Annotated in this window: 19 protein-coding genes; 14 read left to right on the top strand and 5 right to left on the bottom strand. The window is 66.7% G+C overall.

Going from position 1 to position 19,251, the window contains the following annotated elements; genetic code table 11:
* Positions 1-21: 21 nt before the first annotated feature.
* Together KU884_RS03190 and KU884_RS03195 are read right to left on the bottom strand one after the other, a co-directional pair.
* The gene (locus tag KU884_RS03190) at positions 22-336 is read right to left on the bottom strand and encodes a GGDEF domain-containing protein (RefSeq protein WP_167781266.1); all 315 of its coding nucleotides are present in this window, start codon (positions 334-336) and stop codon (positions 22-24) included.
* Between the two features lie 146 nt (positions 337-482).
* Positions 483-2,825, bottom strand: a complete 2,343-nt coding sequence (locus tag KU884_RS03195; RefSeq protein ID WP_167781267.1) for a helicase-related protein — start codon at positions 2,823-2,825, stop codon at positions 483-485.
* A 174-nt stretch (positions 2,826-2,999) separates the two neighbouring features.
* On the opposite strand from KU884_RS03195, the gene KU884_RS03200 reads away from it, so the two are divergent.
* The 4 genes from KU884_RS03200 (at position 3,000) to KU884_RS03215 (ending at position 7,066) form a co-directional block, all read left to right on the top strand.
* On the top strand, positions 3,000-3,962 hold the full coding sequence (locus KU884_RS03200; RefSeq protein ID WP_254432154.1) for a DUF4382 domain-containing protein: 963 nt from the start codon (positions 3,000-3,002) through the stop codon (positions 3,960-3,962).
* 58 nt (positions 3,963-4,020) lie between these two features.
* A complete protein-coding gene (locus KU884_RS03205; RefSeq protein ID WP_167781268.1) occupies positions 4,021-4,914 on the top strand; it encodes a DUF4382 domain-containing protein in 894 nt (297 codons plus the stop codon).
* A gap of 80 nt (positions 4,915-4,994) precedes the next feature.
* On the top strand, positions 4,995-5,621 hold the full coding sequence (locus tag KU884_RS03210) for a hypothetical protein (protein ID WP_167781269.1): 627 nt from the start codon (positions 4,995-4,997) through the stop codon (positions 5,619-5,621).
* A 14-nt stretch (positions 5,622-5,635) separates the two neighbouring features.
* A complete protein-coding gene (locus KU884_RS03215; RefSeq protein ID WP_167781270.1) occupies positions 5,636-7,066 on the top strand; it encodes a mannose-1-phosphate guanylyltransferase/mannose-6-phosphate isomerase in 1,431 nt (476 codons plus the stop codon).
* A 259-nt stretch (positions 7,067-7,325) separates the two neighbouring features.
* Here KU884_RS03215 and ettA read toward each other — a convergent pair whose 3' ends face one another.
* The 3 genes from ettA to KU884_RS03230 form a co-directional block, all read right to left on the bottom strand.
* Positions 7,326-8,987, bottom strand: a complete 1,662-nt coding sequence (ettA, locus tag KU884_RS03220) for an energy-dependent translational throttle protein EttA (protein WP_167781271.1) — start codon at positions 8,985-8,987, stop codon at positions 7,326-7,328.
* A gap of 340 nt (positions 8,988-9,327) precedes the next feature.
* Positions 9,328-10,233: a 30S ribosomal protein S6--L-glutamate ligase gene (gene rimK / locus KU884_RS03225; RefSeq protein WP_167781272.1), complete on the bottom strand. Its 906-nt coding sequence runs from the start codon at positions 10,231-10,233 to the stop codon at positions 9,328-9,330.
* Between the two features lie 21 nt (positions 10,234-10,254).
* The gene (locus tag KU884_RS03230; protein WP_167781273.1) at positions 10,255-10,716 is read right to left on the bottom strand and encodes a RimK/LysX family protein; all 462 of its coding nucleotides are present in this window, start codon (positions 10,714-10,716) and stop codon (positions 10,255-10,257) included.
* 351 nt (positions 10,717-11,067) lie between these two features.
* Here KU884_RS03230 and glyA point away from each other — a divergent pair, with 351 nt between their 5' ends.
* From glyA to KU884_RS03280, 10 genes are read left to right on the top strand one after another with little or no spacing between them, the layout of a single operon-like run.
* Positions 11,068-12,324, top strand: a complete 1,257-nt coding sequence (gene glyA, locus KU884_RS03235) for a serine hydroxymethyltransferase (RefSeq protein WP_167781274.1) — start codon at positions 11,068-11,070, stop codon at positions 12,322-12,324.
* A 9-nt stretch (positions 12,325-12,333) separates the two neighbouring features.
* Positions 12,334-12,810: a transcriptional regulator NrdR gene (nrdR, locus tag KU884_RS03240; protein WP_167781275.1), complete on the top strand. Its 477-nt coding sequence runs from the start codon at positions 12,334-12,336 to the stop codon at positions 12,808-12,810.
* A gap of 16 nt (positions 12,811-12,826) precedes the next feature.
* Positions 12,827-13,954, top strand: coding sequence for a bifunctional diaminohydroxyphosphoribosylaminopyrimidine deaminase/5-amino-6-(5-phosphoribosylamino)uracil reductase RibD (ribD, locus tag KU884_RS03245; protein WP_167781276.1), 1,128 nt, complete (start codon positions 12,827-12,829; stop codon positions 13,952-13,954).
* Positions 13,954-14,616: a riboflavin synthase gene (locus KU884_RS03250; protein WP_167781277.1), complete on the top strand. Its 663-nt coding sequence runs from the start codon at positions 13,954-13,956 to the stop codon at positions 14,614-14,616. The genes ribD and KU884_RS03250 overlap by 1 nt, the downstream gene beginning before the upstream one ends.
* 47 nt (positions 14,617-14,663) lie before the next feature.
* Positions 14,664-15,779, top strand: coding sequence for a bifunctional 3,4-dihydroxy-2-butanone-4-phosphate synthase/GTP cyclohydrolase II (gene ribBA / locus KU884_RS03255; RefSeq protein WP_167781278.1), 1,116 nt, complete (start codon positions 14,664-14,666; stop codon positions 15,777-15,779).
* A 19-nt stretch (positions 15,780-15,798) separates the two neighbouring features.
* Entirely contained in the window at positions 15,799-16,275 is a 477-nt protein-coding gene (gene ribE / locus KU884_RS03260) for a 6,7-dimethyl-8-ribityllumazine synthase (RefSeq protein WP_167781279.1), read from the top strand.
* A 3-nt stretch (positions 16,276-16,278) separates the two neighbouring features.
* Positions 16,279-16,815 (top strand): transcription antitermination factor NusB, encoded by a 537-nt coding sequence (nusB, locus tag KU884_RS03265; protein WP_167781280.1) that lies wholly within the window; start codon positions 16,279-16,281, stop codon positions 16,813-16,815.
* 35 nt (positions 16,816-16,850) lie between these two features.
* Positions 16,851-17,816, top strand: coding sequence for a thiamine-phosphate kinase (gene thiL, locus KU884_RS03270; protein ID WP_167781281.1), 966 nt, complete (start codon positions 16,851-16,853; stop codon positions 17,814-17,816).
* Between the two features lie 3 nt (positions 17,817-17,819).
* A complete protein-coding gene (locus tag KU884_RS03275) occupies positions 17,820-18,320 on the top strand; it encodes a phosphatidylglycerophosphatase A (RefSeq protein WP_167781282.1) in 501 nt (166 codons plus the stop codon).
* The gene (locus KU884_RS03280) at positions 18,320-19,240 is read left to right on the top strand and encodes a hypothetical protein (RefSeq protein ID WP_167781283.1); all 921 of its coding nucleotides are present in this window, start codon (positions 18,320-18,322) and stop codon (positions 19,238-19,240) included. Before KU884_RS03275 ends, KU884_RS03280 begins: the two co-directional genes overlap by 1 nt.
* Positions 19,241-19,251 lie beyond the last annotated feature (11 nt).

Here is a 19,251-nt window from a genome sequence, read left to right on the forward strand (position 1 = left end):
ACCCTCTTTATCAGTATGCAATCAACGGACAAGTTCCACGTCCACCTGGTTCTTGCCGTTTTCCTTCGCCCGGTAAAGGGCACGGTCCGCCCGGCGCATCAGCGCCCTGATGGAATCGTTATCGGCAACTTCCGTGATTCCGCAACTTAGCGTGATGCCACGCGGCAGGGCAAACGAGTGCGTCGCAACCAGGCGGCTGAGCGCCAGGGCGCCGCTCCGGGCGTCGGCGGCGAGCGTATCGGGCATCAGCAGCGTGAACTCTTCGCCGCCCCATCGCCCTACGGTGTCTCCGGCCCGACTGCTGTGAGACAGCAGCTGCCCGAGTTGCCGCAGCACGTCGTCGCCGGCTTCGTGTCCATGGGCATCGATCCGCGCACCATGTGGTGGGACGTATCAGGGCGGTTTACGCTATGCAAAACGTCAGGTGGGTGCTGTCGATTGCATCACAGCATTGCGTTCCCTGCCCGCAGGCGCCTCGTGACTCAGCGGATTTCGACCTCCCGGCTGGCCTTGCGGAAATAGATCCGCCACCCGGGCCAGGCGGGGAGCTGCCAGCGTTCAGGTGGTTTGCGGGCACTGCCACCCACCTGCTCGGCGGTAATGCGTTTGCGTGCGACGTCATAGTGGATGGCCAGTTCCAGGTCCCGCAGTGACCAGTGGCGTGGGTAACGCTCGTCGAAGCGCTCGCGTTCCCACTCGGGGATGCCCGGGAAGCGAAGATCCTCCGCGCTCAGGAGTTCCAGGTCCTGGGCGTCCTCCACGCCCAGAGCCGTCAGGCGCTCCTGGAGCCATTGCCGTGGCTCCGGTGCGGGCTCGTTGAGGGCGTTCAGCGCCTGATAGATCTCCCAGGCCTGAACGTCGTCCTTCAGCCGCCTTCCGGCGGGCTTCAGCAGGCGCCCCTGCAGAATCAGTTCCGTCGCCGCGCGGCGCGCCTCGGCACCGGACGGTTCCAGCTCCTCGGTGCGAAGCGCGCGACCCGCGTAGCGCCAGGTCTGTGTGCAGAGCAGTTGTCCTTTCCGCAGCGTGGGATTGTCGATGTCCACTTCGGCAAGCCCCTGGTCGATGAGTGTTTTCAGGGGAATCGGCGCCATGCAGGTGGCCACGGTGATGGTCTGGCGGGTGCCGCGGCCCGGGACGCTGAGATCGTCGAACACCATTGCCGCCTCGTCCGCCTCGCCGAACAGGCTTTCGCGGCCCGGAAACAGTTCCCCGTGGCCGTTACCCAGTGCCTCGCGGCGTTTCTCCCGGCGTACGAAGGCCATCACGGGGGCGCTGCCGGCGGCTGCAGCCAGTGCCTGTTCAATGATTCCGGGATCCAGATCCCCCGGAACCGCGGGTAGGCCCAGCTGTTCCCGGAGGTGCTCGGCCAGCGCCAGGGCCTCGTCACGGGCCCGGCGACCCACGGTCACCCCCGGCAGATCCAGCCCCCGGAGTGCGGCAACCCGCAGGGTGGCATCGCAGCGCCGCCGCAGCATCTTCTGCAGGCGTTCCCGATCGTCGGGGTCGCCGGTCACGGTGGCCAGGGCGGGCCCTGCATGAAGGCCTGCGGCCAGGTCCGCCATGAACCCGGCGGTATCCTGGTCCGGCATGGCCAGGATCAGAGCGGCGAACTGCGTATCCACCGGCAGGGCGAACAGGCGGCGGCCGAGCGCCGTGGCCTGTCCCGCCGCATCAAGGGCCCCCATCGCTGTCAGCGCCCGTTCCGCCCGCTCCAGGCTCTGGGCCCGGGGCGGGTCGGGGAAGGTCAGTGTCATCACCGGCGTGTCCGACACCGCGGCCGCCAGCACCAGGTCGGCGAGATCCTCCCGCTGCGTCTCCGGTGGTGCCGCCGCCTGTAGCGGTGCCTGACTGCCCCACAGCCGCAGGCAGACGCCGGGCTGGGTGCGTCCCGCGCGCCCGCGGCGCTGGTCCGCATTGGCGCGGGCAATGGGTTGAAGGGTCAGCACCGTACGGCCGTTGCGCTGTGCCGTACGCCGTTCCAGACCGCTGTCCACCACGGCAGTCACGCCCGGTACCGTCAGCGATGTCTCGGCGACGTTGGTGGCCAGGACCGCGCGGCGCCGTCCACCACTGCGCAGGGCGCGCTCCTGTTCCCTGATGGACGCGGACCCGTGCAGCGGCACTACATCCGCGTCAATGCCGTCCAACTGTTGGGCCGTGGCGCGGATTTCACCGCGGCCGGGGAGAAAGGCGAGCACGTCGCCGTCGGTCTCCTGCAGCGCTCGCTGCACCGCCGCCGCCATCCGCGCAGCCAGGTCTTTTGACGCGGGCATCTCCCGAGGCCCCTCGGCCAGGTGGTGTACCGTGACCGGATGCCCCTGGCCGGGCGCTTCCAGGTGGTGTCCATGGAGGAACGAGGCCAGGCGCTCACCGTCCACGGTGGCAGAGGTCAGCACCAGCCGGTGCTGCCCCCGGGCCTGCAGCAGCGCCAGCAGCAGGTCCGTATCCCAGCGGCGCTCGTGGAACTCGTCCAGAACAACGGTGGCGAATTGCGACAGCCCCGACTCGGCCAGCCAGTTGAGGGCAATCCCCGGGGTGACGAAACAGATTTCCGTCTCGGGCCCATGGCGGGTGTCCAGTCGCACCGCGTAACCGATCCGTTCGCCGGCACGCTCACCGGACTCCTCGGCGATGCGCAGCGCCAGGCTCACCGCCGCCACCCGCCGAGGCTCCACCACCAGTACGCGCCCGGACCGTGCCGCCCACAACGGCAGGCGCGTGGACTTGCCGGTGCCGGTGGCGGCAGTGACCACCACATGGCCGGCGTCCAGGGCCCGCTCGAAATCGTCCCGGAGGGTATCAATGGGGAGCTCGGAAAAACGCATGGCTCAGGCGCTGTCGCTGACAGGGATGGGCGCAGAGCATAGCAATTCGTGGCGGCCGGAGCCGAAGAACGTCGCCATGTGACGTCAATTTGGATGGACCGGTCCATTTCTGTACAACCAAGGTGGCAACTTACCAACAGGGCCCATTCGCCCTGTCATTCACCGGGGGGCACGATGCAACACCAGAAGATTCCGTTACTCGCCACCTTGCTGGCAGTACCTTTCCTGATCACGGCCTGTTTGAGCAGTGACGATTCGTCAACTGGGGGCGACACCGGTCAGATGTCCCTGGCTGTGACGGACGCGCCGGTCGATGACGCTGAAAGAGTGTTGGTTCGTTTTACCAGCGTCGAGTTGCGACCCGTAGAGGGGGAGCCTGTCGTCTACGAGTTCGATGATGTGCGTACAATTGACCTACTCGCACAGCAGGGCAGCGATCACGAGTGGCTCTTCGAAGACCACGAAGTGCCCGCCGGTGAGTATGAGCAGATCCGCCTTCACTTGGAACCGGGCGGACTCTCGGATGGGCCGCCGGCATCTGTGCTGGGTACGACGTCCACCATTGAATTCCCGGATCGTACACCATCCCCCCTAGCGGTCCCCAGTGGTTTGCAGACCGGGCTGAAATTGGTGAGTGGTTTTGTCGTTCCTGCGGATGGCGAGGCCTCCTTGACGGTGGACTTCGATCTGCGCAAGGCCATTACCCGGCCCAAGGGGGAGCCCTGGGTCGCTAACGATTACTATTTCCTGCGCCCGGCTCTGCGGCTGGTTGACAACACGGAGGTTGGCCATCTGGAGGGCGAAATCGACCCGGACCTGGTCGATGCCAACAACGACGCTTGCACGGGCGGCAACGCGGTCTATGTGTTCGATGATCCGGAACAGGATCCCAGGGATATCCGTGATGAAAACGGGGACCCGGTCACCACTGCTCTCGTGAAGCAGACGGAAGAGTCCGCGGCGGAGGGTACCGAGACCTGGGCATACCGTGTGGGCTTTCTCACCGCAGGTACGTATCGGATCGCCTTCACCTGTGACGCAGAACGGGACGATCCGGAAGAGGCCGACGACTTGAACTTCCAGTCCGAGGCCGCGGTGACCATCGAGGCCGGGGAGACGACGCAGCAGAACCTGTGAACCCCGCCGCGAAATCTGGCACGCTGTTTTCTCTGTAATAGGAACGGAGCGTGTCCGGATGGAATCGCGGAATACCCATTGGTTGCGGCCGCTGGCACTGGTGTCGGCGGCCGCTGTTGTTCTGAGCGCCTGCAAGCTCTACCTGCCGGAAACCGATGACGAGGGTGACGGCGAAGTGACCTTCGCCATCCAGGAAGTGCCGCACGCACCTGTGTCTCGGGTGGTTCTCGCGGTGGAGGCCGTCGAACTGGAGCGCGCCAACGGCAATGTTCGCGAAGTCGATCTCAGCGGCAACCCGCAGACCGTGGATCTACTGCCTGCCGATGAGGTGGCGGATCCTCAGGCGCGGGTCGTGTTCTCGCGCGAGTCATTGCCTGCCGGGGACTATCAACGCCTGACGCTGGTGATCGATACGGAGCAGAGTACTGTTACCAATCTCGCGGGTGGTACCGTCCCGGTCGAGGCCGCGGGAGATGGCGAACGGCTGGATGTCGAATCGAACTTCCGCTTGGATGGGGAGGGTGGCGAGGAACTCATCCTGACTGTGGACCTTCACCTGGGCCTTAAGGAAGTCGATGGCCGTTTCGAACTTGAGCCCGGGCGTTTTGTTACCACCGACGCAACCAGTGGTTCCCTGCTGATAAGACAGCGACCGCCTTGCTCGGAACTCGGTCTCTACTTCTACGAAGGCGAGAATCAGGATGCTGCGGAGTTGGGCGCAACCGATGCGCCATGGTTCACGCTTCGCCCGGAGTCGCAGAGGTCGGACGTGTTCATGCCTTATTTCCCCAGCGGTGAGTACACGGTCTGGTATACCTGCGAGGCCGATCAGGACAGCCCGGACTCTGTCGACGGTATCGAGTTCGAGGAGTCCGAGAACCTGGAGGTCGAAGACGGGCGGTGCAGTCAGCTGGAGTTTGATGGCGGACCCGGCGAGCCTGGCACCTGCTGAGGGGGCATGTGCCCCGTTCCCTTGGTGCCGGCGCCAGCTGCCGGCATACTCGTCGTTCGACTGCCACAGGAGTGCCCACAATGCTGCCTACCCCGGATATCGCCCGCGTCACGCCCGGGAAATTCCTGCGCGGCCGTGTCGCCCATGTCTGGCCGTTTGCCGCGGTGAGCTTCCTGTTCGCCGTGGTCATTCTCCTGATGCCGCGCACCTTTGACGGCACGGCGGTGGAGTGGCTGCATACCCTGCGACCGGTGAACGCCCTGCTACGGGAACTGGCCATCGGTGCGCTGCTGCTGTTCGGCGGTGTCGTCCTGATACTGCGTCGGGTGCCGCCGGGGCCGACGGTGCTGAAGTTCACGGCGACCCTGTCCCAGGCGTTCATCACCTTCTTCTTCTACCTGGTGGCGCTGTTCGGCGGGCTGCTGGTGGCCTGGCCGCTGGCGGTGTGGCTGGAAGCGCCCCTGCGCAATGTCCAGCCCGGGTTGCAGGGTCTGCTCTTCGGAGTGCTCAGCGTTCTGCTGGTCTACATGGTGTTCGCGCTGGTGCATCGGCTCGGCAAGGGGCGCTGGCCCGGTCAGGAGTCCGGTGGGGGCAAACTTGACGGCGCGCTGCGCCTCGATCGTATCCCGGATCTGGCGGTGCGCGCCGCCGGCGCGGCCATGGTGCTGGTGTGCGCCGCGCTGTTCTGGACCGGAACCATCCTCTGATGGCGGGCAATGAAATGACAAGAATCACTCCACTGGTGCTCTCCGGGGGCTCGGGCACGCGGCTGTGGCCGTTGTCCCGCGAACTCTACCCGAAGCAGCTGCTGCCGCTGACCGATCCCGACCACACCATGCTGCAGAGCACCGTGGAGCGACTGCGCGGTCTGCCGGACCTGGCAGAGCAGTCGGTGGTGATCTGCAACGAGGCGCACCGCTTCCTGGTGGCGGAACAGCTCCGCGGCACGCATCTCCCCGCGGCGGCCATCCTGCTGGAACCGGTGGGGCGCAACACGGCGCCCGCCGTGTGCGCGGGCGCCCTGCACGCCCTGGCCGGGGATCCGGATGCGCTGCTGCTGGTCATGCCGGCGGATCACCAGATCGCCGACCCCGCCGCCTTCCGCGAGGCCATCGGCGCCGGCCGCACTGCGGCGGAGCAGGGCGCGCTGGTCACTTTCGGAATCCGGCCCGCCTATGCGGAGACCGGCTACGGCTACATTCGAGCGCGCCTGAATGGCGGCGGGGTCAGCGGTGAGCCCGTGCCCGTCGCCGAGTTCGTGGAAAAACCCGACGCCGCCACCGCCCGGCAGTACGTGGAGTCGGGCGACTACCTCTGGAACAGCGGCCTGTTTCTGTTCCGGGCCGATCGCTACATCCAGGAACTGGAACGCTTCGAGCCGGACATGGTGGCCGCCTGCCGCGAAGCCCTGGAAAGCGCCGGCCGTGATCTGGACTTCATCCGCCTGGACTCGGAGGCGTTCGCCCGCTGCCGTTCCGATTCCATTGACTACGCGGTCATGGAGCGCACCGATGACGCCATGGTGGTGCCCATGGACCCGGGCTGGAGCGATCTCGGTTCCTGGGCGGCGCTGCAGGCGGTCAGTCCGGTGGATGGCGACGGCAACGTGGCCATCGGCGATGTGCTCTCCCAGGGCACCAGCAACAGCTACATCCGTTCCGAGCATCGGCTGGTGGCGGCGGTGGGGATGGAGAACGCCGTGATTGTCGAGACGGCTGACGCGGTGCTGGTGGCCGACCGGGAACACGTGCAGGACGTGAAGAAGGTGGTGGAGCGCCTGCGCGCCGACGGCCGGCCGGAACCGTTGACCCACAGCCGCGTGGTTCGCCCCTGGGGGTCCTATGAGAGCATTGCCAGTGGCGAGCGCTTCCAGGTCAAGCGCATCATCGTCACACCGGGGGCGAGCCTGTCCCTGCAGATGCACCACCACCGTGCCGAGCACTGGGTGGTGGTCCGGGGCACCGCGCGCATCTCCCGGGACGGCGAGGAGTTCCTGCTGAGCGAGGACCAGTCCACGTACATTCCGCTGGGAGTGCAGCACCGCCTGGACAATCCCGGGAAGATCCCGCTGGAGCTGATCGAGGTTCAGTCCGGCAGCTATCTGGGCGAGGACGACATCGTGCGCTTCGAGGATGTCTACGGGCGAGGGTGAGAGCGGGCGGCTATAAACCCGCGCAGGGTGCATCTTGATGCACCTTCTCCCGACATGCCGCCCCGAGGCGGTTTGTCGAAGCACATTTGCGGTGCATCAAGATGCACCCTACTGGGCTGTGGGAGCGGCTTCAGCCGCGATGGCGGAGGTTCCTCCGCCGGGGATGCTCCTGGAAATCGCGGCTGAAGTGCGCAGGGCGGATCTTCAGATCCGCCGTTCCCTGAAGTCGGGCACCAATCGGGCCGTGCGGCCGTACCCCCTACGCCAGCCGCTTGTACTTGATCCGGTGTGGCGTGTCGTCGTCGCCCAGGCGCTTCTTCCGGTCGGCCTCGTAGTCCTGATAGTTACCTTCCACGAAGGCCACCTGGCTCTCGCCCTCGAAGGCGAGGATGTGGGTGCTGACGCGGTCCAGGAACCAGCGGTCGTGGGAGATCACCACGGCGCAGCCGGGGAAAGTGAGCAGCGCTTCCTCCAGGGCCCGCAGGGTTTCCACGTCCAGGTCGTTGGTGGGCTCGTCAAGCAGCAGCAGGTTGCCGCCGCTCTGCAACAGCTTGGCCAGGTGTACGCGGTTGCGCTCACCGCCGGAGAGCTCGCCGATGCGCTTCTGCTGTTCGCTGCCCTTGAAGTTGAACCGGCCAACGTAGGCGCGTGACTGCACCTCGTAGCTGCCCACCTGGATGATGTCCTGACCGCCCGAGATTTCCTCCCAGACGGTCTTGCTGTCGTCCAGGCTGTCGCGGCTCTGGTCAACGTAGGCAAGCTCGACGGTGTCGCCGATGCGGATGTCACCGGAGTCCGGCTGCTCCTGCCCGGTGATCATGCGGAACAGCGTGGTCTTGCCGGCGCCGTTGGGGCCGATGACGCCGACGATGCCGCCCGGCGGCAGGTTGAAGGTCAGGTCCTCGTAGAGGAGTTCATTGTCGAACGCCTTACTGACGCCGTCGAACTCGATGACCTTGTCACCCAGGCGCGGGCCCGGGGGAATGTAGAGCTCCTGGGTCTCGTTGCGCTTCTGGAACTCCTTGGACTGCAGTTCGTCGAAGCGCTGCAGGCGCGCCTTGCTCTTGGCCTGGCGCCCCTTGGGGTTGGTGCGCACCCACTCCAGCTCGGCCTTGACCGCGCGCTGGTGGGCCTGCTCCTGCTTCTTTTCCTGCTCCAGGCGCTTTTCCTTCTGCTCCAGCCAGGAGGAGTAGTTACCCTGCCAGGGGATGCCCTGGCCGCGATCCAGTTCCAGGATCCAGCCGGCGACGTTATCCAGGAAGTAGCGGTCGTGGGTGACGGCCACGACGGTGCCGGGGAATTCCGCCAGGAAGCGCTCCAGCCAGGCCACCGATTCGGCGTCCAGGTGGTTGGTGGGCTCGTCCAGCAACAGCATGTCGGGGCCGGAGAGCAGCAGGCGGCACAGGGCCACGCGGCGCTTCTCGCCACCGGAGATGGTGTTCACGTCGGCATCCCAGGGGGGCAGGCGCAGGGCCTCGGCGGCCTGTTCCAGCTGGCGTTCCAGGTCCCAGGCGCCGGCGGCGTCGATCTTGTCCTGCAGCTTGCCCTGTTTTTCCATCAGCGCTTCGAAGTCGGCGTCCGGGTCGGCCATTTCCGCGGAGACGGCATTGAAGTCGTCCAGCAGCGCCTTGATTTCGGCGACGCCTTCTTCGACGTTCCCGCGTACGTCCTTATCCGGGTCCAGTTGAGGTTCCTGGGGCAGATAGCCGATGTTGATGCCGGGCATCGGCCGCGCTTCGCCTTCGTACTCCTTCTCGACGCCGGCCATGATCCGCAGCAGCGTGGACTTGCCCGAGCCATTGAGGCCGAGCACGCCGATCTTGGCGCCGGGGAAGAAGGACAGGGAGATGTCCTTGAGTATCTCGCGCTTGGGCGGGACGATCTTGCCCACCCGATTCATGGTGTAAATGTACTGCGCCATGGGTCAGTTGAACCTGCTGTTCCGGGAAATGATGCGACATTCTACCTGTCGCGTCGGTGCTGGCCAGTCCTTTGAGATGTGTTTGGTGATGAATCCGCGCGGGACAGCGGTGAGGGCTCCGGAGCTCCGCCTGTTTCCTCCGCTCCGGACTGGCCTGGCGACAGCACATCCCTGTGCTGACGCCAGGTCGCTTCATCCATGAAGCGACCCCTGTCGGGGCCGGTCGCCCTGCGCTCCGGGGCTCCGCTAGTCGCCCTCACCGCTGTCCCGCGCGCATTCATCACCAAACGGGTTGTTTGATGGTGGGGTTGCGGCACCGGGCCACCAGGAGCACCGCTGCTTACCCCTTGCCGCGCGTCCTTGTCTTCCCCTTGCGCCCGCTCTTCTCCAGGAATTGGATGACGGAGGCGGCGATGTCCTTGTTTGTCGCCTTCTCGATGCCCTGCAGGCCGGGAGATGAATTTACTTCCAGCACCACCGGCCCGTGGTTAGAGCGCATGATGTCCACACCCGAGGTGTTCAGGCCCATGATGCGGGCCGCGCGGACCGCCGTGGAGCGCTCCTCCGGCGTAATGCGGATGGCGCGCACGCTGCCGCCGCGGTGGACGTTGGAGCGGAACTCGCCATCCTTCGCCTGGCGGATCATCGCGCCCACCACCTTGTCGCCCACCACGAAACAGCGGATGTCCGCGCCGTTGGCCTCGCGGATGTACTCCTGGGTGAGGAAGTAGGCGTTGAGGCCGCGGAAGGCGTCGATCACGCTCTCCGCCGCCTTGTTCGTCTCCGCCAGCACCACCCCGCGGCCCTGGGTGCCCTCCAGCAGTTTGACCACCAGCGGCGCGCCGCCCACCAGGTTGATAAGGTCCTGGTTGTCGTCCGGTGAGTAGCCGAAGCCGGTCACCGGCAGGCCGATGCCCTTGCGGGCCAGCAGCTGCAGCGAGCGCAGCTTGTCCCGCGAGCGGCTGATGGCCACGGATTCGTTCAGGGGGAACACGCCCATCATCTCGAACTGCCGGACCACCGCCGTGCCGTAGAAGGTGACGGAGGCGCCGATGCGCGGAATCACCGCGTCCGGCATCTCCAGGACTTCGCCCTGGTAGTGGATCTCCGGCTTGTGGGAGCTGATGTTCATGTAGCAGCGCAGCGGGTCCACCACACGCATGGTGTGCCCGCGCTCCTCCCCGGCCTCCACCAGGCGCCGGGTGGAGTACAGCTTGCGGTTGCGCGAGAGAATGACGATATTCATCGGGCGGCGCAGCTCCGTGGCTCAGGTGGTTCGGTCCGGGTCCGTGGGCGGACCGCAGAGGAACGAGGCGGATGGGTTGACCAGTAGCCGGCGGCGCATGGCGCGCCGGCCGAGCAGCATACGAAAGCCCATGCTATCGCGATTCGTCAAGGTCAGGTCGATGGGCCAGCTTATACCCGCGAGCAGGATGCTGGTGCGGATCACCGGGCGGTACTCCTGGTGCCCCGTGGAACTGGTGACCTGGCGCTCACCCACGAGATCCGCCGTGCAGCGGATGGTCGGGTGACTGCGGCGCTGGAACGGGTGGATCTCGAAGGTGACGCGGGGCCGTTCATCCTCGGTGAAACGGTGGACATGGATGGCGTGCAGCGCCGAAGTGAGCGCGCCGGTGTCGACTTTGATCTTGATCTCCGGGACGTCCAGGTCCGGGAGCCCGGCCCACTCGCGCCAGCCGACGGTCAGCTTGGAGACGGGTTTACGCATGGCGTGGCTCGCTCCGGCATCAGGAAACCGCTGAATTCGGCACGCGCAGAGGCGCGTGCGGACCGTTCCGCGTTTCCTTGTAGAGGAATCAGCCTTGTCGGGCAACCGTTGCCTGAGGCGGCGCCGGTGGTGTCGCCGGGGGTAAAGTGGGCGTCCGTGCAGGGGTAACCGGAATACGTTACACTGCTAGGCTCTCCGATATTCAGAAGCGTGCGCGGGCGCTCGGCGCCGCCGCGACCCGATTCCCGTACCGGGGGTCCTGTTCCTCCCCGGGGCAGTGAATAGCGCCCGTCGTGGGCCGCCGCCCCCCGGTACAGCACGATTTTCTATTGGCAACGTTGAGGGAGCCGAATGTTCAACCAAGACATGAACATCGCCAGCTTTGATCCCGAACTCTGGGATGCCATGCAGAAGGAGACTGTGCGTCAGGAAGAGCACATCGAACTGATCGCCTCCGAGAACTACGCCAGCCCGCGCGTGATGGAAGCTCAGGGCAGTGTGCTTACCAACAAGTATGCCGAGGGCTATCCCGGCAAGCGCTACTATGGTGGCTGTGAATTCGTCGACGAGGCCGAGCGTCTGGCGATCGAGCGCGCCAAGCAGCTCTACGGCGCCGATTACGCCAACGTGCAGCCGCACAGCGGCTCCCAGGCCAACGCTGCGGTCTACCTGGCCCTGGCCTCCCCGGGTGACACCATTCTGGGCATGAGCCTGGACCACGGTGGCCACCTGACCCACGGCGCCAAGGTCAACTTCTCCGGCAAGATCTTCAACGCCGTGCAGTACGGTCTGGATCCGGAAACCGGCGAGATCGACTACCAGCAGGTGGACGCACTCGCCCAGGAGCACAAGCCGAAGATCATCGTTGCCGGCTTCTCCGCCTACTCCCGCGTGGTGGACTGGGCCCGCTTCCGCGAGATCGCCGACAAGGTGGGCGCCTATCTGGTTGTGGACATGGCTCACGTCTCCGGGCTCATCGCCGCCGGCGTGTACCCCAACCCGGTGCCGTATGCCGATGCCTGCACCACCACCACCCACAAGACCCTGCGCGGCCCCCGCGGTGGCCTGATCGTCGCCCGCGAGAACCCGGAGATCACCAAGAAGTTCCAGTCGCTGATCTTCCCGGGCACCCAGGGTGGCCCGCTGATGCACGTCATCGCCGGCAAGGCCGTGGCCTTCAAGGAGGCCCTGGAGCCGGAGTTCAAGGACTACCAGCAGCGGGTGGTGGACAATGCCCGGGCCATGGCGGCCACGGTCAAGGAGCGCGGTTTCGACGTGGTCTCCGGCGGCACCGACAATCATCTGTTCCTGATCGATCTGGTCTCCAGGGGCCTCACCGGCAAGGATGCGGACGCCGCCCTGGGCGAGGCGCACATCACCGTGAACAAGAACACGGTGCCCAACGATCCCCAGTCGCCGTTCGTTACCTCCGGTCTGCGTATCGGCACCCCCGCCATCACCACCCGCGGGTTCGATGTCGAGGATGCCAAACAGCTGGCCCACTGGATCTGCGACGTGCTGGATAACATCACCGACGCCGACACCATTGCCTCGGTGCGGGAGAAGGTGAAGGAAATCTGCGCGCGCAAGCCGGTCTACAAGGGCTGACGATCCGCCATGCGCTGCCCGTACTGCCAGGCGCAGGATACCCGGGTGATCGACTCGCGCCTCGCGCGGGAGGGTGACCAGGTCCGTCGGCGCCGGGAGTGCGGGCAGTGCGGCGAGCGCTTCACCACCTTCGAGTCGGCGGAACTGCTGATGCCGCGCATGGTGAAGCAGGACGGCACCCGCGAGCCCTTCGACGAGGACAAGCTGCGTACCGGCATGTTGCGGTCGCTGGAGAAGCGGCCGGTGGATACCGAGCGGGTGGAAGCGGCCATTCACCGCATCATCCGGAATATCCGTGCCCAGGGCGAGCGGGAAGTGCCGAGCCGCAACGTCGGCGAGTGGGTCATGGAAGAGCTGCGCGAGCTGGACAAGGTGGCCTTCGTGCGCTTTGCGTCGGTCTACCGCAGTTTCGAGGACGTCAGCGCCTTCCGTGAAGTCATCGAGGGGCTCGAGGACTCGTCCTCCTCCCCCTCGTCTTCTTCCTAGGCGAGACGTGCCCGCCATGAGCAGTGATGCCTTCAGCGCCGAGGATCACCAGTGGATGGCCCACGCGCTGCGGCTGGCCGAGCGAGGGGTCATGACCGCGCGCCCCAACCCGCGTGTCGGCTGCGTGATCGTGCGTGATGGGGAGTGTGTCGGTGAGGGCTGGCATGCCCGCACCGGTGAAGCCCACGCGGAGGTGCATGCCCTGCGCGCAGCCGGTGCTGAAGCACGCGGTGCCATCGTTTATGTCAACCTTGAGCCCTGTTCCCATTTCGGCCGCACGCCGCCGTGTTGCGATGCGCTGCTGGAGGCAGGCGTTGCCGAAGTGGTTGTTGCCATGCGGGACCCGAACCCGGCGGTGGCCGGTAACGGCCTGGAGCGGCTGCGCCAGGGTGGCGTCCGTGTTCGTGAGGGGCTGCTTGAGCCCGGTGCCCTGGTGTTGAATGCCGGCTTTGCCCGGCGGATGCTGCGGCGGCGCCCCTGGGTGCGTTGCAAGCTCGCCGCCAGCCTGGATGGCCGTACCGCCATGGCCTCCGGTGAGAGCCGCTGGATCACCGGCGCCGCCGCTCGGGCGGACGTCCACCGCTGGCGCGCGCGATCCTGCGCCATTGTCACCGGCAGCGGCACAGTGCGCGCGGACGATCCGGCGCTCACCGTGCGTGACGTGACCGGTGCCGCGGAGATTCCACCGCCCCTGCGGGTGGTGCTGGATTCCGGTCTGACGACACCGCCGCATGCGCGCCTGCTGGCCGAGCCCGGCCCGGTCCTGATCCTCACCGCCAGCGAGGACAACGAGCGGCGGGCTGCCCTGGAGGCCGCGGGAGCCGAGGTAGAGCGAATTGCCTCCCGGGATGGCGTGCTGGATCTGGAGGCCGTGCTGGAACTGCTGGCCGGGCGACAGGTCAACGAGGTGCTGGTGGAGTCCGGCCCCACCCTGGCAGGGGCGTTCCTGGGTGGTGGCTGGGTGGATGAGTTCATCGTCTACCAGGCGCCGCATCTCATGGGCCATCAGGCGCGGCCGCTGCTGCAGCTGCCGGGGCTGGAGACCATGGCCGGTCGCCGGCAGCTGACGCTGCTGGACGTGCGGCGGGTGGGTGACGATATTCGTATCATGGCTCGGCCCGAGCCGGTCGCAGGAGAAGGCTGATGTTTACTGGGATCATCCAGGCCATGGGGACCATCGGCGCCCGCGAGCGCCGGGGTGACGACGTCCGCCTGGAGGTTGCGGCTGCGGACCTGGGGCTGGCGGACGTTGCAGTCGGCGACAGCATCGCCGTCAATGGTGTCTGCCTCACGGCGGTGCGCATCGACGACGGCGGCTTCGGCGCGGATGTGTCCGTGGAGACCCTGGACCGGACCAGCCTGGGGCAGCTGGACATCGGCAGCGCGGTGAACCTGGAAAAGGCCCTGACACCGTCGACCCCGCTGGGGGGGCACCTGGTCAGTGGCCACGTGGATGGTCTCGGCACGGTGGAGGAGCGCTATCAGGACGGCCGCTCCTGGCGTTTCCGTTTTCGCGCCCCCGACCGCCTGGCACGCTACATCGCGGAGAAGGGTTCCATCTGTATCGACGGTGTCAGCCTGACGGTGAACGGCGTGGACGGCGCCTGCTTCGACGTCAATATTGTCCCGCACACCATGGACGTTACGCGCTTCGGCGGGTATCGTCCCGGCCAGTCGGTGAACCTGGAAGTGGACGTTATTGCCCGTTACCTGGAGCGCCTCATGCTCGGCGACGAGGCGGCCACGCCCGGGGCAGGTGGCATCACCCGCGAGTTTCTCGCCCGTAACGGCTTCCGCGCCGACTGATCGAGCCCCGCCGGCGTTGCCGGTGCCCAGCAGACAGGATTTCAGCCATGGCCATGAACAGCACCCAGGAGATCATCGAGGACCTGCGCCAGGGGCGTATGGTGGTGATCATGGATGACGAGGATCGCGAGAACGAAGGCGACCTGGTCATGGCCTCGAGCATGGTGCGTCCCGACGATATCAACTTCATGGCGCGCTATGGCCGCGGGCTGATCTGCATGACCCTGACCCGTGACCGCTGCGAGCAGTTGCGCCTGCCGCTGATGGTGGGCGGCACCGATGAGGCCCAGAGCACCAACTTTACCGTCTCCATCGAGGCCAGCACCGGGGTGACCACCGGCATTTCCGCCGCTGATCGCGCCCGCACGGTGCAGGCCGCCGTGGCGCCGCATGCGAAGCCCGAGGACATCACCCAGCCGGGGCATATCTTCCCGCTCATGGCACAGCCCGGTGGTGTGCTCACCCGCGCCGGGCACACCGAGGCGGGCTGTGACCTGGCGCGCATGGCCGGTTTCGAGCCGTCGTCGGTGATTGTCGAGATCCTCAACGAGGATGGAACCATGGCGCGCCGGGACGATCTCATTACCTTTGCCCGTGAGCATGGCCTCAAGATCGGCACCGTGGCCGATCTCATAGCGTACCGGGTGCGCAACGAGCGCACCGTGGAGCGGGTGGCGGACTGCGAGCTGCCCACCGAGTTCGGACCGTTCCACCTGTACGCCTACCAGGACAACGTCGACGACGCCCTGCACTTTGCCCTGGTGCGCGGCCGGCCGGAGCCGGACAGCCCGTGTCTGGTGCGGGTCCATTTGCAGAACACCCTGTCGGACGTGTTCGCCAGCACCGGGCCGTTGTGTGGCTGGCCGCTGCGCGCCGCGCTGCGCCAGGTGGCCGACGCCGGCGAGGGCGTGATCGTGGTGCTCCGCGGTGGCGAGGATGACTCCGCCATCCTCAAGCGCATGCACGAGTACCATCGGCAGGCCGACCGCAGTGAAGACGAGCCCGGCGCCCAGGCCAGCGGTGACCTGCGCACCTACGGTAAGGGCGCCCAGATTCTCACCGATCTCGGCGTGCGCCGCATGCGGGTGTTGAGCGCGCCCAAACGAATGCATGCGCTGTCCGGCTTCGGCATGGAAGTGGTTGAATACGTGGATCCGGCATAAGCCGGCAGGGATAATCGGGATGACTGAAATGACAACGATCGAGGGTGATTTCACCTCCGTGGACGGGCGCTACGCTCTGGTGGTGGGGCGGTTCAACGCATTCGTGGTGGAAAGCCTGCTGGAAGGCGCGCGGGATACCCTGCGGCGGCACGGTGTCGGCGATGAGCAGATCACCGTGGTGCGGGCGCCGGGTGCCTGGGAGCTGCCACTGGTCACCGACCGCGTGGCCGCCACCGGCACGTTTGACGCCATCATCGCCCTGGGGGCGGTGATCCGCGGCGGTACCCCCCACTTCGACTACGTTGCCGGCGAGTGCAGCAAGGGTCTGGGCCAGGTGGCCATGCAGCGGGACCTGCCCGTGGCCTTCGGTGTGCTCACGGTGGATTCCATCGAGCAGGCCATTGAGCGTGCCGGCACCAAGGCCGGCAACAAGGGCGCCGAGGCCGCCATGTCGGCTATGGAAATGGTGAGCCTGCTGCGCCGGATTGGCGGCTGAATCGTGACGCGACGCGGCCACCGACACGACCACAACCGCCAGCGACGGGCAGCGCGCCAGCGCGCCCTGCAGGCCCTCTATCAGTGGCAACTCACCGGTCAGAGCGCCCGGGATATCGAGGGCCAGTTTCTGCCGGAACCGGAGGGCGAGGTGTCGGCCAAGCAGAGCGCGCCGCCGGCGGTGGAGCCGGACCGGGAAATGGAAGAGGCCATGGATATGGCCGATACCGATCTGACTCTGTTCCGGGAGCTGCTCCACGGCGTGCTGGATCGCATGGAGGAGTGGGACGCGCAGATCAACCCGCACCTGGACCGGGCCATGGCGAGTCTTGATCCATTGGAGCGGCTGGTGCTGCGCATGGGCACTTACGAGCTCAACGAGCGCCTGGACATCCCCTACCGGGTGGTGATCACTGAAGCAGTGGAACTGGCCAAGGCGTTCGGCGCCGAAGCGAGCCACAAGTATATTAACGGCGTGCTGGACAAGGTGGCCCGCGGCCACGGCATGCGCATGGCGGAGATCGGCCGCCAGCGGCGCTGAGCGTCGGGCACCACCAGTTACCGGGGGCATCCCGCATGACGGAATTCGAGCTGATCCGGACCTACTTCGGCGATCTCGGCAGCCGCCGCGACGATGTGGTGTTCGGCGTCGGTGATGACGGCGCCGTTGTCCAGCCCGCCCAGGGGCAGGCGCTGGTGATGGCGACCGATGCCCTGGTGGCCGGTGTGCATTTCCCCGAGAACGCGCCGGCGGAGACCGTCGGCGACAAGGCCCTGGCGGTGAATCTCAGCGACCTCGCCGCCATGGGGGCCGAACCCGCCTGGCTGCAGCTGGCGCTGGTGATGCCCGCCGTCGACCACGCCTGGCTCCAGGGATTTGCCCAAGGCCTGGGGGGGCTCGCCCGCTACCACCAGATGCGTCTGGTGGGGGGCGACACGGCGCGCGGTCCGCTGACCATTACCGTCCAGGTGGTCGGCTTCGTCCCCCAGGGCGCGGCCCTGCGGCGCCGCGGGGCAAGGCCCGGGGACGCCGTCGTGGTGAGCGGGACCCTTGGGGATGCCGCGCTGGGTCTGAAGTTGTGGCGCGGCCGGGCCGATCGTGAAGACGATGACGTAGCCTACCTGGTCAACCGCCTGCACCGGCCGACCCCGCGGGTGAGTCTGGGGCGCGCCCTGCGCGGTCTCGCCACCGCCGCCATCGACATCTCCGACGGTATGGCGGCGGATCTGGCCCATCTCCTGGAGGCCAGCGGTGTCGGCGCCACCCTGGACGTGGACCGCCTGCCCCTGTCCGAGCCCGGCGTGCGCTTCGGGGGACGCCAGCGCCAGTGGCACAATGCCCTCAACGGCGGCGACGACTACGAACTCTGTTTCACCCTGCCGCGCTCGCGGCTGCACGAACTGGACGCTCTGGCGAGCCGCCTGGGTGTTGCGCTAACCCGTGTCGGCACCGTACAGCAGGAGCCCGGTCTGCGCCTGGTGCGGTCGGACAACGCTCCCGTGCCGCTGGAATCCACCGGCTACCGGCACTTTCCGGAGTAAGCCATGGCTAAATCCGAGCACGTCCCCAGCCTGGCCGGTCGTGCCCGGCTGAGCAATCCGGTGCATTTCCTGGCACTGGGATTCGGCACCGGCCTGGCGCCCAGGGCACCGGGAACTGTTGGAACCCTGGCCGGCATCCTCGTGTACGTGCTCCTGCTGCCCCTGCCCATGTGGGGGTATTTGCTGGGTACTCTGGTGGCCATCATTGCCGGGATCTGGATCTGCGACCGTGCAGCGCGGGATTTCGGTGTTCACGATCATCCGGCCATTGTGTGGGACGAGGTGGCGGGCTTCCTGATCACCATGATTGCCGCTCCGGTGGGGGTGCTGTGGGTGGTGCTGGGGTTCGCGCTGTTCCGTGTGTTCGACGTACTCAAGCCGTGGCCCATCGGCTGGCTGGACCGACGCGTGGGTGGCGGCCTGGGCATCATGGTGGATGACATTCTGGCCGGGATCTACGCGCTGGTGCTCCTGCAGTTGCTGGCCTGGTGGCTGGGGGGGTGATGCGACAGGCCATCCGCGCCATGCTGGTGGTGGTGACCCTGGGTGTGCTGGTGGGCGTGGCACTGTTCGGCGGGCAGCGCTACCTGGAGTATCGGGTCGCCGATGCCGTGAATGCCCGCATCGCCGATCTGCCGGCGCAGGTGGATGCCCGCTACCGCGCCGTGACCGTGAACCCGCTGGAGCGCACCGCTGCCATCCACGACCTGCTGATTGTCGGTGAGGGGCTGTTCCCGGATGCGCGGGTGCGCCGGGTCAGTGTGCGGGAATACCGGCGTGGTACCCCGCTGCCGGAGCACCTGCGGCTGCAGTTCCACGATGTCTACTGGGTGCGCGGCGGCTGGCCGCGGACGTTGGAGGTGCTGGAGACCGGCGTCAACGGTCCCGTGGTCGGGGATGTCACCCTGGAGATGCGCTTCGATCCAGACAGTCAGGCGCTGTGGATCGACGACTTCACCGTGGAGCTCCACTCCGGGGATCGCATCAGCATGCGCGGTCGCTTCTATCTGCAGCCCATGGGCATGCTGGATCATCCCTACGACGGCCCCGCGTCGGGGCTGGAGTTGGTCGGTGTGGAAGGCGACTGGCACGATCGAGGTCTGTTCGCCAGTGTTCTGGACCAGCTGGCCCGGGAACGCGGCATGATGGGGCGAACCCTGGCCGGGAACCTCCTCGGTGAGCTGGAATGGGCGGCGGCGGAGTGGGGCGATGAGCAACTGGACGCCAGCGTCGAGGCGCTACGGCGGTTCGTGCATGAACCGGGGCAGCTGCACCTGCGCATCGATGCCGGTGATCCGCTGGGTGTTGTCTTGCTGGGTGAGCGCTTCCTTGTCGATCCGCCGGCGGCCCTGCGCCGGTTATCGCCGGAACTGGATTACACGGCGCCGCAGCATGACGCCAACCGCGCTCCCACTCTAGAATAAGGGCGGCAGGA

The sequence above is a fragment of the Aquisalimonas sp. 2447 genome (assembly GCF_012044895.1).
GTDB lineage: Bacteria > Pseudomonadota > Gammaproteobacteria > Nitrococcales > Aquisalimonadaceae > Aquisalimonas.

Bases quoted from the DNA above. Each gene is read 5' to 3' on its own strand.
- nrdR (WP_167781275.1), top strand. From the start codon at position 12,334: ATGCGCTGCCCGTACTGCCAGGCGCAGGATACCCGGGTGATCGACTCG.
- ettA (WP_167781271.1), bottom strand. From the start codon at position 8,987: ATGGCGCAGTACATTTACACCATGAATCGGGTGGGCAAGATCGTCCCG.
- KU884_RS03275 (WP_167781282.1), top strand. From the start codon at position 17,820: ATGGCTAAATCCGAGCACGTCCCCAGCCTGGCCGGTCGTGCCCGGCTG.
- KU884_RS03200 (WP_254432154.1), top strand. From the start codon at position 3,000: ATGCAACACCAGAAGATTCCGTTACTCGCCACCTTGCTGGCAGTACCT.
- KU884_RS03195 (WP_167781267.1), bottom strand. From the start codon at position 2,825: ATGCGTTTTTCCGAGCTCCCCATTGATACCCTCCGGGACGATTTCGAG.
- KU884_RS03210 (WP_167781269.1), top strand. From the start codon at position 4,995: ATGCTGCCTACCCCGGATATCGCCCGCGTCACGCCCGGGAAATTCCTG.
- rimK (WP_167781272.1), bottom strand. From the start codon at position 10,233: ATGAATATCGTCATTCTCTCGCGCAACCGCAAGCTGTACTCCACCCGG.
- thiL (WP_167781281.1), top strand. From the start codon at position 16,851: ATGACGGAATTCGAGCTGATCCGGACCTACTTCGGCGATCTCGGCAGC.
- KU884_RS03215 (WP_167781270.1), top strand. From the start codon at position 5,636: ATGACAAGAATCACTCCACTGGTGCTCTCCGGGGGCTCGGGCACGCGG.
- KU884_RS03280 (WP_167781283.1), top strand. From the start codon at position 18,320: ATGCGACAGGCCATCCGCGCCATGCTGGTGGTGGTGACCCTGGGTGTG.
- KU884_RS03230 (WP_167781273.1), bottom strand. From the start codon at position 10,716: ATGCGTAAACCCGTCTCCAAGCTGACCGTCGGCTGGCGCGAGTGGGCC.
- ribD (WP_167781276.1), top strand. From the start codon at position 12,827: ATGAGCAGTGATGCCTTCAGCGCCGAGGATCACCAGTGGATGGCCCAC.
- glyA (WP_167781274.1), top strand. From the start codon at position 11,068: ATGTTCAACCAAGACATGAACATCGCCAGCTTTGATCCCGAACTCTGG.
- ribE (WP_167781279.1), top strand. From the start codon at position 15,799: ATGACTGAAATGACAACGATCGAGGGTGATTTCACCTCCGTGGACGGG.
- ribBA (WP_167781278.1), top strand. From the start codon at position 14,664: ATGGCCATGAACAGCACCCAGGAGATCATCGAGGACCTGCGCCAGGGG.
- KU884_RS03205 (WP_167781268.1), top strand. From the start codon at position 4,021: ATGGAATCGCGGAATACCCATTGGTTGCGGCCGCTGGCACTGGTGTCG.
- KU884_RS03250 (WP_167781277.1), top strand. From the start codon at position 13,954: ATGTTTACTGGGATCATCCAGGCCATGGGGACCATCGGCGCCCGCGAG.